Origin of the sequence: Streptomyces sp. NPDC059002 (genome assembly GCF_042740435.1) — a bacterium.
In the GTDB taxonomy this organism is placed as follows: Bacteria; Actinomycetota; Actinomycetes; order Streptomycetales; family Streptomycetaceae; genus Streptomyces.
Genome location: NZ_JBHYJI010000007.1, coordinates 99089 through 113822, shown reverse-complemented (window position 1 = coordinate 113822; position 14734 = coordinate 99089). Strand labels below are relative to the sequence as shown.

General features: G+C 70.1%; 12 protein-coding genes. 5 read left to right on the top strand and 7 right to left on the bottom strand.

Translation table 11 applies throughout. The features are described from left to right. Nucleotides 1–178 precede the first annotated feature (178 nt). The 3 genes from nth to ACFWZ2_RS09270 all read left to right on the top strand — a co-directional run bounded on the left by nth (nt 179) and on the right by ACFWZ2_RS09270 (nt 3340). Nucleotides 179–1153, top strand: a complete 975-nt coding sequence (gene nth / locus ACFWZ2_RS09280) for an endonuclease III (protein ID WP_384543980.1) — start codon at nt 179–181, stop codon at nt 1151–1153. Between the two features lie 290 nt (nt 1154–1443). Then, complete coding sequence (locus tag ACFWZ2_RS09275; RefSeq protein WP_384544185.1) at nt 1444–2085, top strand: NUDIX hydrolase; 642 nt, start codon at nt 1444–1446, stop codon at nt 2083–2085. Nucleotides 2086–2134: 49 nt separating this feature from the next. Then, a complete protein-coding gene (locus ACFWZ2_RS09270; RefSeq protein ID WP_384543978.1) occupies nt 2135–3340 on the top strand; it encodes a MarP family serine protease in 1206 nt (401 codons plus the stop codon). A gap of 30 nt (nt 3341–3370) precedes the next feature. Here ACFWZ2_RS09270 and ACFWZ2_RS09265 read toward each other — a convergent pair whose 3' ends face one another. From ACFWZ2_RS09265 to ACFWZ2_RS09240, 6 genes are all read right to left on the bottom strand, one after another. Next, nucleotides 3371–3562 carry a hypothetical protein gene (locus ACFWZ2_RS09265; protein WP_384543976.1) on the bottom strand — a complete coding sequence of 64 codons (192 nt, stop codon included), beginning with the start codon at nt 3560–3562 and terminating at the stop codon, nt 3371–3373. 142 nt (nt 3563–3704) lie between these two features. Next, on the bottom strand, nt 3705–4646 hold the full coding sequence (locus tag ACFWZ2_RS09260) for an alpha/beta fold hydrolase (RefSeq protein ID WP_384543974.1): 942 nt from the start codon (nt 4644–4646) through the stop codon (nt 3705–3707). Further along, nucleotides 4643–5140, bottom strand: a complete 498-nt coding sequence (locus ACFWZ2_RS09255; protein WP_384543972.1) for a phage holin family protein — start codon at nt 5138–5140, stop codon at nt 4643–4645. The genes ACFWZ2_RS09260 and ACFWZ2_RS09255 overlap by 4 nt, the downstream gene beginning before the upstream one ends. Before the next feature lie 52 nt (nt 5141–5192). Beyond that, nucleotides 5193–6599: a Na+/H+ antiporter NhaA gene (gene nhaA / locus ACFWZ2_RS09250; RefSeq protein WP_384543970.1), complete on the bottom strand. Its 1407-nt coding sequence runs from the start codon at nt 6597–6599 to the stop codon at nt 5193–5195. Between the two features lie 210 nt (nt 6600–6809). Beyond that, nucleotides 6810–8768, bottom strand: coding sequence for an acetate--CoA ligase (gene acs / locus ACFWZ2_RS09245; protein WP_384543968.1), 1959 nt, complete (start codon nt 8766–8768; stop codon nt 6810–6812). A 98-nt stretch (nt 8769–8866) separates the two neighbouring features. Further along, nucleotides 8867–11215, bottom strand: a complete 2349-nt coding sequence (locus ACFWZ2_RS09240) for a bifunctional SulP family inorganic anion transporter/carbonic anhydrase (RefSeq protein WP_384543966.1) — start codon at nt 11213–11215, stop codon at nt 8867–8869. A gap of 297 nt (nt 11216–11512) precedes the next feature. Between ACFWZ2_RS09240 and ACFWZ2_RS09235 the strand changes: the two genes are divergently transcribed. Then, nucleotides 11513–12784 (top strand): hypothetical protein, encoded by a 1272-nt coding sequence (locus ACFWZ2_RS09235; RefSeq protein WP_384543964.1) that lies wholly within the window; start codon nt 11513–11515, stop codon nt 12782–12784. A 43-nt stretch (nt 12785–12827) separates the two neighbouring features. On the opposite strand, the gene ACFWZ2_RS09230 is transcribed toward ACFWZ2_RS09235, so the two are convergent. Then, entirely contained in the window at nt 12828–13808 is a 981-nt protein-coding gene (locus tag ACFWZ2_RS09230) for an ATP-binding protein (RefSeq protein WP_384543962.1), read from the bottom strand. Between the two features lie 101 nt (nt 13809–13909). Between ACFWZ2_RS09230 and ACFWZ2_RS09225 the strand changes: the two genes are divergently transcribed. Next, complete coding sequence (locus tag ACFWZ2_RS09225; protein ID WP_384543960.1) at nt 13910–14725, top strand: oxidoreductase; 816 nt, start codon at nt 13910–13912, stop codon at nt 14723–14725. Nucleotides 14726–14734: the final 9 nt, after the last annotated feature.

Genomic DNA, 14734 nt, shown 5'->3' with positions numbered 1-14734 from the left:
GACGGATGTCAGTGCGGGGCCCTAGGCTGGCCGGGTGTCCAAAAAGCCGGTGAGAGCGCAGGCCGAGGGGGCTGAGACGGTGGCCGCATCCCATGATTCCGCTGTGGGCGAACATGCGTCCGGCGCACCCGACAAAGCGACAAAACGGACAGCCTCCGGACGACAGAAGGCACCCACGGTGAAGAAGACGACGCCCGCGAAGAAGACGGCGCCGGCCTCCGCGAAAAAGGCCCCGGCCAAGAAGACCCCTGCGAAGAGCACCGCCACGAAGAGCACCGCCACAAAGACCACCGCCACGAAGAGCACCGCCACGAAGAAGCCCGCCGCGAAGACCACTCCCGCAAAGGCCGCCCCCGCAAAGAAGACCCCTGCAAAGAAGACCGCCACCCCGGAGTCCCACACCGCCCTGGTCCGCCGCGCCCGCCGCATCAACCGCGAGCTCGCCGAGGTGTATTCGTACGCCCACCCCGAGCTGGACTTCGAGAACCCCTTCGAGCTCCTGGTGGCCACGGTCCTCTCCGCGCAGACCACCGACCTGCGCGTGAACCAGACGACGCCGCGGCTCTTCGCCAAGTACCCGACCCCGGAGGACCTGGCCGCCGCCGTCCCCGAAGAGGTCGAGGAGCTCATCAGACCGACCGGCTTCTTCCGGGCCAAGACCAAGTCGATCATGGGTCTCTCGAAGGCCCTGCGGGACGACTTCGGGGGCGAGGTCCCCGGCCGCATAGAGGATCTCGTCAAGCTGCCCGGAGTGGGCCGCAAGACCGCCTTCGTGGTCCTCGGCAACGCCTTCGGAGTCCCCGGCATCACCGTCGACACCCACTTCGGCCGCCTGGTCCGCCGCTGGAAGTGGACCGAGGAGACGGACCCGGAGAAGGTCGAGACGGCCGTCGCCGCGCTCTTCCCGAAGAGCGAGTGGACGATGCTCTCGCACCGCGTGATCTTCCACGGCCGCCGGATCTGCCACTCCCGCAAGCCCGCCTGCGGCGCCTGCCCGATCGCCCCGCTCTGTCCGTCGTACGGAGAGGGCGAGACGGACCCGGAGAAGGCGAAGAAGCTCCTGAAGTACGAGATGGGCGGCCTGCCGGGCCAGCGCCTCAAGCCGCCGCCGGACTACCCGGGCCAGCCGGCGCCTCCGCTGGCCGCCGGGTGACATCGGAGCCGGACGGAACGAACCGGGGGGCCAAGAGCGTTGTCCAGAGACGGACGGGGGTGCCGATGACGCACGCGAGCGAGACGACCAACGCCACGAACAGCGATCCGAGCCATACGAGCCATACGGGCGGCGGTTTCCAGGAGGCCGACAGGGGCCGTGGCCACGACACCGGGCGGGTAGGCCACCCCACAGGCCACCCCACCGGCCACGACAGCCACCCCACCGGCCACGACAGCCTCCGCACCGGACAGGACGGCGACGGCCACGCCCTCCTCAGCACCGCAGGACTGCCCCCGTGGCTCGCCCCGGTCGTCCGCGCCGCCGAGACCGTCGAGCCGCTCCAGCTGAGCCGCTTCCTGCCCCCGGAGAGCGGCGCCGGACGCCAGTCCGCCGTGCTCGTCCTCTTCGGAGAGGGCGAGAAGGGCCCCGAGCTGCTCCTGATGGAGCGCGCGGGCTCCCTGCGCTCGCATGCGGGCCAGCCCTCCTTCCCCGGCGGCGCCCTGGACCCCGAGGACGGCGACCCGCAGGCCGAGGGACCGCTGCGCGCGGCCCTGCGCGAGGCCGAGGAGGAGACGGGCCTCGACCCCCGCGGCGTCCAGCTCTTCGCGGAGCTGCCCCGTCTCTTCATCCCGGTGAGCGATTTCGTCGTCACGCCCGTGCTCGGCTGGTGGCGCACCCCGACCCCCGTCGGCGTCGTCGACCCGAACGAGACGGCCCGGGTGTTCACGGTCCCCGTGTCCGATCTCACGGACCCCGCGAACCGTGCGACGGCCGTCCACCCCAGGGGTCACGCCGGCCCGGCCTTCCTCGTCGAGTCCGCTCTGGTCTGGGGATTTACGGCCGGGGTGATCGATAGGATCCTGCACTTCGCGGGCTGGGAGCGCCCCTGGGACCGCAGCAGGCAGGTCCCGCTCGACTGGCGCGCATGACAAGGTTGCGTGGAATGGGCGACCGCGATGCGAGGCGAGGATTGAAACGGTGAACGTGCTGGACGTCCTGTTGCTGCTCGCCGCCGTGTGGTTCGCGGTCGTGGGCTACCGCCAGGGCTTCGTGGTCGGCATCCTCTCGGTGATCGGCTTCCTGGGCGGCGGCCTCGTCGCCGTCTATCTGCTGCCGATCGTCTGGGACGCGCTCACGGACGACGACGCGGCCGCGGTGGGCACGACGGCGGCGGTGGTCGCCGTGGTCATCGTGATCGTCTGTGCCTCGATCGGCCAGGCCTTCACCACCCACCTAGGCAACAAACTCCGCAGATACATCACCTGGCAGCCCGCCCGCGCCCTGGACGCCACGGGCGGCGCCCTGGTGAACGTGGTGGCGATGCTCCTGGTGGCCTGGCTGATCGGCTCGGCCCTCGCGGGCACGACGCTGCCGACGCTCGGCAAGGAAGTGCGCAACTCCAAGGTCCTGCTCGGTGTCTCGCGCGCACTGCCGGGCCAGGCCGACACCTGGTTCAACGACTTCTCCTCGGTCCTCGCGCAGAACGGCTTCCCGCAGGTCTTCAGCCCGTTCGCGAACGAGCCCATCAAGGACGTCCAGCCCCCGGACCCCAAGCTCGCCAAGAGCCAGGTCGCCACGACCGCCAAGCGCTCCATCGTGAAGGTCCGCGGCGAGGCCCGCAGCTGCGGCAAGGTCCTCGAAGGCACCGGCTTCGTCTTCGCCGACCGCCGCGTGATGACGAACGCGCACGTGGTGGGCGGGGTGGACGAGCCGACCGTCCAGATAGGCGACACGAACCAGACGTACGACGCGAAGGTCGTCCTCTACGACTGGGAGCGCGACATCGCCGTACTGGACGTGCCCACGCTGAAGGCACCGCCCCTGCAGTTCACGTCCAAGGACGCCACCAGCGGCGCGGGAGCCATCGTCGCGGGCTTCCCCGAGGACGGCCCCTACGACGTCCGCCCCGCGCGCGTGCGTGGTCGCATCACGGCCAAGGGCCCGGACATCTACCACCGCGGCACCGTGCGCCGTGATGTGTACTCGCTCTACGCGACCGTCCGCCAGGGCAACTCCGGCGGCCCGCTGCTCACGCCCGACGGCAAGGTCTACGGCGTGGTCTTCGCGAAGTCCCTCGACGACCCGGACACCGGCTATGCGCTGACGGTGGACGAGGTGCGTGAGGACATCGAGCGGGGCCGCACCGCCAACCAAGAGGTCGACAGCCAGGGCTGCGCCCTCTAGGGCGAGCGGGGGAGTACCCGGAGGGCGGGGTCAGTCGCGCGTATGCCGCAGCCGCGCGGAGACCCAGCGGGCCCTCCGGCGGAGGATGCGGGGGATGCCCATGCCTTCTTGAGGGGGGCCGTGATGGCCCGGATCCTGTGGCCCGCCCCTCTCGTGGCTGTTCAGCGCTGTGGCCGAGCGGCGATTGCGTGCTGCGTCACTGTAGTCGTGCGTCCAGCCCATACCCCGACGTGTGCCCGTGCCTCATGGTCGGTAACCGCGCACAGGGGTCCCAATTGGCCTATGCGTCAGGCAATTGGCGTTCGTAGGACAGGCGTTCCCATGGGCCCCTCGGAGGGGCCGCGGTCCGCACCCGCAGGGACGGTCAGCGGTCCGGCTCGGGATCCTTCAGCCAGTTCACCAGCTCCGTCGAGAAGGCCGCCGGGTCCTCCTCGTGCGGGAAGTGCCCGAGCCCGTCGAACAGCCGCCAGCGGTACGGCGCTTCGACGTACTCGCCGGAGCCCGCCGCGCTCCTCGTACGCATCACGGGATCGAGTGAGCCGTGCAGATGCAGCGTCGGCACCCGCACCGGACGCTTCATGCGGCGGTTGAACTGGATTCCGTCGGGCCTGGCCATCGACCGCACCATCCAGCGGTACGGCTCGATCGAGCAGTGCGCCGTGGAGGGGATGCACATGGCCCGCTGGTACGTCTGGACCGTCTCGTCGTCCGGCAGGCGCGGCCCGGACCAGTCGCGGACCAGACGGCCCACCAGGGCCCCGTCGTCGGCGACCAGTTGGCGCTCCGGCAGCCACGGCCGCTGGAAGCCCCAGACGTACGCCCCCGCCGCGGTCTGCTTCCGGTCGGACAGCATCGCCGAGCGCCAGCGCCGCGGATGCGGCATCGAGGAGACGGCGAGGCGGCGCACCAGCTTGGGCCGCATCACGGCCGCCGTCCACGCCAGATATCCGCCCAGGTCGTGCCCGACGAGCGCGGCGTCGGGCTCGCCGAGGGAGCGCACGACGCCCGTGATGTCGAGCGCGAGGTTCGCCGGGTCGTAGCCGCGCGGTGTGCGGTCGCTGCCGCCCACGCCCCGCAGGTCCATCGCGACGGCCCGGAAGCCCGCGTCGGCGAGCGCCACCAGCTGATGCCGCCAGGTCCACCAGAACTGCGGGAAGCCGTGCAGCAGGAGCACCAGCGGCCCGTCACCCATCTCGGCGATGTGGAAGCGCGCCCCGTTGGCGGCCACGTCCCGGTGGGTCCAGGGCCCGTCGATGCGTACGACCGAGGCGGGAGGTTGGGCCGATTGGGCGGCGGGGTCCGTCATGAAGACGAGCGTGCCACAGCTGCCGCCGGCTCACCGACCCGGTCGTCGAGTGCACCCGCAGGGCTCACCGCGCGGGGATGCGGCTTGACGTTCCCCAGTACGGCGGCCGTCTCCTTGGCCGAGGCGGCGACCTTCTGCGGGCCCTTGCCCTTCTTGGCCTTCTTCGCGAAGACGACGCCGATCAGCGCGAGCAGCCCGGCCACCAGCACATTGGCGGCGAAGGACAGCACGAAGCAGATCGCCATGTTCCATCCGCTCCAGGTGCGGATGCCGTACGCGAGCGCGAAGCTCAGCATCGGCAGCGAGAAGATGAGGACCGCGCCCGCCGCCGCGAACGCGGCACCGCCGACCGCCCCGCGCTTGACGTCCTGTCGCAGCTGGGCCTTGGCCAGGGCGATCTCGTCGTGCACCAGCGCGGACATCTCGCTGGTTGCCGTGGCGACCAGTTGGCCGAGGCTGCGCTCGGCGCCGACGGGGCCGTCGGGTGCGCTCATCGCGTTCTCCCCTTTTTCTCTTCTGATCTCTTCCGAGATATGTCTGCTCAGATCATGCCGGACCGCTGCCATCCTCGCGTTCCCCACCCGAGACTTCGGCAAGCCTGCGGTGTTCCGCGGCCTTCTTCTCGTAGATGGCCGCCATCCGAAGGTGGTAGTCCGGCTTGTCCTGCTCGTAGATGTCCGGGATGCCGTCGAGGTCCTCGTCGCGCTCCTCGTCCTCGCACAGCTTGCGGTACTTGGCGTTCCGTATCTTCAGGAGGATCCCGGCGAACACGGCCGCGATGAGCGAGCCCATCAGGACGGCGGCCTTGATCTCGTCGGTGAGCAGCGGGTCCTCGGTGAAGGCGAGTTCGCCGATGAGCAGCGAGACGGTGAAGCCGATACCGGCCAGCGAGGCGACCGCGAACACATCGGGCCAGGCCAGATCCTCGTTCAGCTCGGCCTTGGTGAAGCGTGCCGCGAGCCAGGTGCCGCCGAAGATGCCGACCGCCTTGCCGACCACGAGACCGAGCACCACACCGAGCGTCTCCGGCTTGGTGAATACGTCGCCGAGCGCGCCGCCCGAGACGACCACACCCGCGCTGAACAGGGCGAACAGCGGTACGGCCAGGCCCGCGGAGAGGGGGCGTACGAGATGTTCGATGTGCTCACCGGGGGAGTGCTCCTCGCTCTCGTCCTCCCTGTGGCAGCGCAGCATCAGACCCATGGCGACGCCCGCGATGGTGGCGTGGATGCCGCTGTTGTACATCAGGCCCCAGATGACCAGGGCCAGCGGAACGTAGATGTACCAGCCGCGGACCCGCTTCCTGAGCAGCAGCCAGAAGACGGCCAGGCCGAGGACGGCGCCGCCGAGCGCGGCGAAGTTGAGGTCGCTGGTGAAGAACACCGCGATGATCAGGATCGCGAAGAGGTCGTCGACGACGGCGAGGGTGAGCAGGAAGGCGCGCAGCGCGGACGGCAGCGAGGTGCCGATGACCGCGAGGACCGCGAGCGCGAAGGCGATGTCGGTCGCGGTCGGCACGGCCCAGCCGTCCGTCGAGCCGCCGCCGACGGTGTTGGTCAGGAAGTACACGAGCGCGGGCACGGCCATGCCGCAGAGCGCCGCGACGACGGGCAGCGCGGCGGCCTTCGGGTCGCGCAGATCACCCGCGACCAGCTCACGCTTGAGCTCGATCCCCGCCACGAAGAAGAAGATGGCGAGCAGGCCGTCGGCCGCCCAGTGCTGGATGGAGAGGTCGAGCCCGAGCGAGCCAGGGCCCAGGTGGAAGCCCCGTACCGATTCGTACGAGCCACCGGCCGTGTTGGCCCAGATCAGCGCGGTGACCGCGGCGATGAGCAGCAGTACGCCGCCGACGGTCTCGGTGCGCAGTGCGTTGGCGACGAAGTTCCGCTCGGGGAGCGAAAGGCGTCCGAGTACCTTGCGGTTGTTGCTGGGGGCGGGGGCGGGCGCGGCCACGAGAGTCGACCTCCGGTCGGGTAGGCAGGGCAAAGCACATGCCGACCAGACTTCCCGGCGCACCTAGGTTTTTCTTGTCGCGATGTTGACGCGATCCTTAGCTTACCTAACGTACGCCGGGACGTATCCAGTGATCTTCACCTTAAGCACAAAAAGGGCACCCGGCGCGCTTGGCGCCGGGTGCCCTTCGAGGCCCGGAGGGGCCGGGGATCAGTCCTCGCTGGACGCCGAGGGCAGCTTCGTCTGGATCAGGTCCATCACGGAGGAGTCCGTCAGTGTGGTGACGTCACCGAGCTCCCGGTTCTCCGCGACGTCCCGCAGCAGCCGTCGCATGATCTTCCCGGACCGGGTCTTCGGCAGCTCGGCCACCGGCAGGACCCGCTTCGGCTTGGCGATCGGGCCGAGCGTGGCACCCACGTGGTTGCGCAGCTCCGCGACGAGACCCTCGTCCTCGGCGTTCGCCGTGCCGCGCAGGATCACGAAGGCGACGATGGCCTGGCCGGTCGTCTCGTCCGCCGCGCCCACGACCGCCGCCTCGGCGACCGCCGGGTGCGAGACGAGCGCCGACTCGACCTCGGTGGTGGAGATGTTGTGCCCGGACACGAGCATCACGTCGTCCACCCGGCCGAGCAGCCAGATGTCGCCGTCCTCGTCCTTCTTGGCGCCGTCACCGGCGAAGTACTTGCCCTCGAAGCGCGACCAGTACGTGTCGATGAACCGCTGGTCGTCGCCCCAGATGGTGCGCAGCATCGACGGCCACGGCTCGGTCAGGACCAGATAGCCACCGCCGCCGTCCGGCACCTCGTTCGCCTCGTCGTCGACGACGGTGGCGGAGATGCCCGGCAGGGCGCGCTGGGCGCTGCCCGGCTTGGTCTCCGTGACGCCCGGCAGCGGCGAGATCATCATCGCGCCGGTCTCGGTCTGCCACCAGGTGTCCACGATGGGGCACTTGTCGCCGCCGATGTTCTTCCGGTACCAGATCCACGCCTCGGGGTTGATCGGCTCGCCGACCGAACCGAGCACCCGCAGGCTGCTGAGGTCGAACTTCGCGGGGATCTCGTCGCCCCACTTCATGAACGTACGGATCGCGGTCGGCGCCGTGTAGAGGATCGTGACCCCGTACTTCTGGACGATCTCCCAGAAGCGGCCCTGGTGGGGGGTGTCGGGGGTGCCCTCGTACATCACCTGCGTCGCGCCGTTCGCCAGCGGGCCGTACGTGATGTACGAGTGCCCGGTGACCCAGCCGATGTCGGCCGTGCACCAGTAGACGTCGGTCTCCGGCTTGAGGTCGAAGACGGCGTGGTGGGTGTACGACGCCTGCGTGAGGTAGCCGCCGGAGGTGTGCAGGATGCCCTTCGGCTTACCCGTGGTGCCCGAGGTGTAGAGGATGAAGAGCGGGTGCTCGGCGTCGAACGCCTCGGGGGTGTGCTCGGTGGACTGCCGCTGCGTGACCTCGTGCCACCACACGTCGCGGCCCTCGGTCCACGCCACGTCCTGCTCGGTGCGCCGGACGACGAGGACCTTCTGCACGCCGTCGACCCGGCTCACGGCCTCGTCCACGGCGGGCTTGAGCGCGGACGGCTTGCCCCTGCGGTAGCCGCCGTCGGCGGTGATGACGACCTTGGCGTCGGCGTCCTTGATGCGGGCCGCGATGGCGTCCGCCGAGAAGCCGCCGAAGACCACCGAGTGGGCGGCGCCGATGCGGGCGCAGGCCAGCATCGCGACGACCGCCTCGGGGATCATCGGCAGATAGACGGCGACCCGGTCGCCCTTCTGAACACCCAGCTCCGTCAGGGCGTTGGCCGCCCGGCTGACCTCGTCCTTCAGCTCCGCGTAGGTGATGGCCCGGCTGTCGCCGGGCTCACCCTCGAAGTGGATCGCGACGCGCTCGCCGTTGCCCGCCTCGACGTGGCGGTCGACGCAGTTGTACGCGACGTTGAGCTTCCCGTCGGCGAACCACTTGGCGAACGGCGGATTGGACCAGTCGAGCGTCTCGGTCGGCTCGGTGGCCCAGGTCAGCCGGCGGGCCTGCTCGGCCCAGAAGCCGAGCCGGTCAGCCTTGGCCTGTTCGTACGCCTCCGCCGTGACGTTCGCGGCGGCCGCCAGCTCCGCCGGCGGCGCGAAGCGACGCTCCTCCTTCAAGAGGTTGGCCAGGCTTTCGTTGCTCACGACATCTCCCTTTCCCAGGGTGTCCGTTGTGTCCGAAGCCACAGCTCATCAGACACAACCCGTGGTGACAAGGGCCTGCCGAAAATTGGTTTAGACCTTTACCTGCAAGGTGCTTGCTGGACCTTGACCCGTGCTGTGGGCGCCACTTGATCGAAGACCTCGTCGGGGAGCTGCTCGGCGCCGGCGCCCTCCGTGAGGAGATAGGCCTGCGCCTCTCCGACGTGGAAGTACATACCGTGCAGCTCAAGATCACCCTCGGCAAGGCGGCGCGCCACCGATTCGTGCGCCCTCAAGTGCTCCAACTGCTGGACCACATTGGTGAGGCAGAGCTGCTCGACCGCGTCGGCCGGCGCGCGCCCGGCAAGCCGCGCCCACGCCCTGTCCTGTGCGCCCATCCGCTCCAGGCTCGGCAGGCCGTGCCGCAGCCACCGCTTCAGCGGCGTCTGGGCACCCCCGGGCGGGGTGCTGAGCAGCGCCTGCATCGCACCGCACCCGGAGTGCCCGCACACGGTGATGGACCGCACCTTCAGCACATCCACCGCGTACTCGATCGCGGCCCCCACCGAGTCGTCCCCGCTCTCGGCCCCCGGCAGCGGCACCAGATTGCCCACATTGCGTACGACGAAGAGGTCGCCTGGACCGCTCGACGTGATCATCGATGTGACGACCCGGGAGTCCGCGCAGGTCAGGAAGAGCTGCGCGGGCTGCTGCCCCTCACGGGCGAGCCTGGCGAGCTCTCCGCGCACATGGGGCGCCGTGTTCCGCTGGAACGCGCTGATCCCGCTGGCCAGTTGATGCCCACTGGGCCGTCCCGCGTGCCGCTCCTGCTCCTGCGGCCGGTCGCAGTGGTGGTTGCGCCAGGGCGTCCAGGGGCGGCAGCAGGAGTGCGAGGTGCTCGCGGGCTCGGCGATCCGGGTCCCGGCGCGCCCGGTGACCTCGACGCTCCCGCCGTGCGCGGTGTGCGCGTCCTGCCAGCACTGCAGCGATTCGTACGCGGCGTGGTCCATGAACGAGCCGTCCAACTCCACAACGGTGTCCGCCCCTTGGGGCACGAGGTGCAGCGTCCTGCTGAGCCGCGGCACCGCGAGGAACGTCAACTGCCCGCGCACGCGGACATGGTGGACTCCTTCCACTTCGGCATGGGTGATCCGGGTACGGGCAAGGCGGTGCAGCGCGACGGCCACGGCGACGGCGACGCCGAGGGCCACGCCTTCGAGGACCCCGAGGAGGACCACGCCGAGGGTGGTGACGGCGTAGACGAGGATCTCGCGGTGGCGGGTGATCGTACGGATGTGGTTCAGGCTGACCATCTGGATGCCGACGGCCATGACGAGGGCGGCGAGGGCCGGGAGGGGGATCAGCTCCAGGACGGGGACCAGGAGCAGCGCGGCCACTACTACCCAAACGCCGTGCAGCATCGTGGAGTTCCTGCTGACGGCGCCCGCGCGCACATTGGCCACGCTGCGCACGGCGACCCCGGCGACGGGCAGCCCGCCGAGGGCCCCGGAGACGATGTTGGCGGTGCCCTGGCCGAGCAGTTCGCGGTTGAGGTCGGAGCGGCGCACGCCCGCATTCAGCTCGGGCCGCTTGGCCAGGAGCTTGTCGACGGCGACGGCGCCGAGCAGCGACTGCACGCTGCACACCAGCGTGATGGTGAGGACTGCGGCGACGAGCCCGAGCACGGGCCCTTCGGGCAGTCCCGCGAGCGCGTGACTGCGCCACGAGGGCAGGTCGACCTTGTCGACGTGGAGCCCGGCGAGCGAGGCGACGGCGGTCGCGACGGCCACCGAGACGAGGGCGGCGGGCACGATGCGGGTCAGACGGCCCACGCGGCCGGGGATGCGCGGCCAGAGCAGCAGGATCGCCAGCGTGAGGACGCTGATCGACAGCGCGGCCGGATGCAGGTCGGCCAACTGGGCGGGCAGCGCACGGAGGTTGTCGAGCACGGAGCTCTGCGGGGTGCCGCCGAGCACGATGTGCAGCTGGGCGACGGCGATGGCGACGCCGATGCCGGCCAGCATGCCGTGTACGACGGCGGGGCTCACGGCGAGCGCCGTGCGGGCCACGCGCAGGCAGCCGAGGCCGAGTTGGGCGAGTCCGGCGAGGACGGTGATGGCGCAGGTGGTCCGCCATCCGTACCGGTGGATGAGGTCGGCGGTGACGACGGTGAGTCCGGCGGCGGGGCCGCTGACCTGGAGCGGGGAGCCGCCGATCCAGCCGGCAAGGAGGCCGCCGACGGCGGCGGCGACAAGGCCCGCCTGGAGCGGTGCCCCGGTGGCGAGGGCGATGCCGAGAGAGAGCGGCAGTGCGATCAGGAAGACGGCGACCGACGCGGAGAGGTCGGCGCCGGCGATGCGGAACTTCTTGCCGGGCGGTGGGGCGTGCGGCTTGTGGGCGCTTGGCGTGTGGGCCGAGTCGGTGGTGCGAGTGGGGACGCAGGCAGACATGTTTCCCGTCTCCTCCGGGGCAGCGCGGTCGCGGGACAAGGGGTCCTCCGGAGGCCTCCGGAGGGCGGGTCGCGGCCGTGGGTCACGGCGTGCAGCGGCGGGATATCTCAACTCTCGGTAAACGAACCGTAATCCAGAGTAAAGGTCGCGGATGGATTATCGGGGCAAATGGGGTAACCAATCACCTCAAAGAGTGAATAAGAACTTTGGTCGGCTTGTCGGAACACGACATTCCAGGCCCCGTGCGACGTTGCTGGCGATCTGTCCCGACTTGCACGGAAAGAAGGTGGGCGGAAGATGGCCGCCACCCGGAGGATCGCCGCGAGCCTCACCGCCCTCGTGGCGTGCGTCGCGGCGCTGGCAGGCTGTGCCGACGACGGCACCGGCGCCAAGGAAGGCGCCCACGGCGCGAAGAAGGCGGCCGGTGCCCAGGCCCCCAAGAGCCCGGTCCGCATGATCGGCGACGGTTCCACGGCATTCACCGGCCAGCAGCCCCACCTGCCAAGACCGGCCCGCCTGAAGCCGAACCAGAAACCACCGCAGTTCGTGGTCTTCTCCTGGGACGGCGCGGGCGAGGACAGCCAGAAGCTGTTCTCCCACTTCCGCAAGGTGGCCAAGCGGAACAACGCCACGATGACGTACTTCCTCAGCGGCGTGTACATGCTGCCCGAGGAGAAGCGCAAGCTCTACAAGCCGCCGCAGCACCTGTCCGGCAGCTCGGACATCGGCTTCAACGACCGCAAGGGAATCAAGGACACCGTGGACCAGCTCCGCGGCGCCTGGCTCGAGGGCAATGAGGTCGGCACCCACTTCAACGGCCACTTCTGCGGCAGCGGCCGCGGCGTCGGCGAGTGGTCAGTCGAGGACTGGAAGAGCGAGATCAACCAGGCCAAGTCCTTTGTGAAGGCGTGGAAGACCAACACGGGCATGAAGAAGGCGCAGCCCCTGCCCTTCGACTACGACAAGGAACTCATCGGCGCCCGCACCCCGTGCCTCGAGGGCCAGAAGAACTTCATGCGCGCAGCACGGCAGTTGGGCTTCCGCTATGACACCAGCGGCGTCAACAACCAGCTCTGGCCCAAGAAGAAGGAGGGGCTCTGGGATCTGTCGATGCAGCTTGTCCCGGTCCCCGGCCGCCAGTTCGAGACGCTCACCATGGACTACAACTTCATGGTCAACCAGTCGGGTTCGACCTCGCACGGCGACCCGTCCCAGCACGAGTACTGGGGCGACCAGATGCGTGACGGCCTGCTCCAGGGCTTCGACCGCGCCTACAAGGGCAACCGGGCCCCGCTGATCATCGGCAACCACTTCGAGTCCTGGAACGGCGGCACCTACATGCGTGCCATCGAGGAGACCATCGAGACGGTCTGCACCAAGCGCGACGTGCGCTGCGTCTCCTTCCGCCAGCTCGCGGACTGGCTCGACGCACAGGACCCGAAGACGCTGGCCAAGCTGACGAAGCTCCCGGTGGGCAAGGCCCCGAAGGAAGGCTGGCCCGCCTTCCTCTCGGCCCGGCCCGCGCCGGCCCCCAAGGGCGTCCCGGGCGCCCCGGCGGTCAAGCCGTAGCGCCCAAAGGGACACCGTCAAGTGGCCGCCCCCGCGCGCGCGTTCACGCCGAGGCGGTGATCCGCTCGCGCAGCACGAAGTCGGGGTCGATCTGGTCCGCCAGGTCGGCCCCCGTCCGCTCGTTGCCCCAGCTCTGCGCGTTCTTCAGGTGGAACTGGACCATCTGGCGGGTGTAGCGCTCCCAGTCCCGTCGCTCGTACGAGGCGTCGACGGCGGCCTGAAGCGTCTGCAGGGAACGGCGGTTGTCCGCTTCGAGGAGTTCGAAGCGGGGCGGGCGACCCTTCTCCATGGCGCGCACCCAGTCCGAGTGCCCGACGGTCACCAGGAGGTCGTCGCCCACCTGCTCGCGCAGGAAGTCGAGGTCGTCCTGGCCCTGCACCTTGTTGCCGACGACCTTGAGGTCGACGCCGAAGTCCCGTGCGTACTCCTTGTACTGGCGATAGACGGAGACCCCCTTCCTCGTCGGCTCGGCCACCAGGAACGTCATGTCGAAGCGCGTGAACATGCCGGAGGCGAAGGAGTCGGAGCCTGCGGTCATGTCCACGACGGCGTACTCGTCACGGCCGTCCACCAGGTGGTTCAGGCACAGCTCCACCGCTCCCGTCTTGGAGTGGTAGCAGGCGACACCGAGGTCGGCTTCGGTGAACGGCCCGGTGACCATCAAACGCACGGCGCCGCCGTCGAGTTCCACGGGCCGCGCGCACGCGTCGTACACGGGATTGTCCTCGCGCACCCGGAGCAGCCGCGAGCCCTCGCCCGGCGGCGTCGTCTTGATCATCGTGTCCGCCGAGGCGATCCGGGGATTGGAACCCCGCAGGTAGTCCTTGATCAGGGGCAGGCGCGCGCCCATGGCGGGCAGCTCGGCGGCCGCCGCCTCGTCGAGGCCGAGCGCGGGGCCCAGGTGCTGGTTGATGTCGGCGTCCACCGCGATGACGGGCGCGCCGGTGGCGGCGAGGTGTCGGATGAAGAGCGAGGACAGCGTGGTCTTGCCGCTGCCGCCCTTCCCTACGAAAGCGATTTTCATGACCACAAAGCGTAGCGGGTCGACTACGTGTAGTACTCGGTCCGCGTGAAGAAGACCACTCCTTCGTGGAGCGGCGCCCTGGAGTACGTAGGGTCTTACTCATGAGTACGACAGCTGATCCGCTCGCCGCCCTGGCCGGGCTGCCCGGCGTGGCCGACTCCGTGGACTCCGTGCGCAAGGCCGTGGACCGGGTCTACGGACACCGGATCATGCGGCGCCGCAGCAACGAGATCACCTCCGAGGCGGCGCTGCGCGGAGCGCGCGGCTCCGCGGCGCTCTCCGGTGCGGAGTGGGCGCTGGAAGAGGTCCGCCGACGCAGTGACTTCAGCGGCGACGGCGAGGCGCGCACGGTCGGCGCCGCCCTGCGGCTGACCGCCGAGGCGGGCCAACTCCTGTCCATCTGGCGGCAGTCGCCGCTGCGGGTCCTCGCGCGCCTGCACCTGGTCGCCGCGGCCGAGGCCGACGAGGCGGCGGGGCGGCCGCGCCTTGCGGGCGAGTCCGTCGACGAGCCGCTGATCGAGCTTCCCCTGCCCGACGCGGACGAGGTGGCGGGCCGCCTGGAGGGCCTGTCGCAGCTGATCATCGCGGGCAGTTCGGCACCGGCCCTGGTGATGGGGGCCGTGGTCCACGGCGAGCTGCTCAGCCTGCGGCCCTTCGGTTCGTGCAACGGCCTGGTCGCACGGGCCGCCGAACGCATCGTCCTGGTGGGCAGCGGCCTCGACCCGAAGTCGATCTGCCCGGCGGAGGCCGGACACGCGGAGCAGGGGCGGGCGGCCTATGCGGCGGCGCTCGACGGCTACGCGTCCGGTACGCCGGAGGGCATGGCGGCCTGGATCGCCCACTGCGGCAAGGCGGTTGAGCTGGGCGTCAGGGAGTCGACGGCGGTCTGCGAGGCGCTGCAGCGCGGCGCGGCGTAGGGCGCTCGG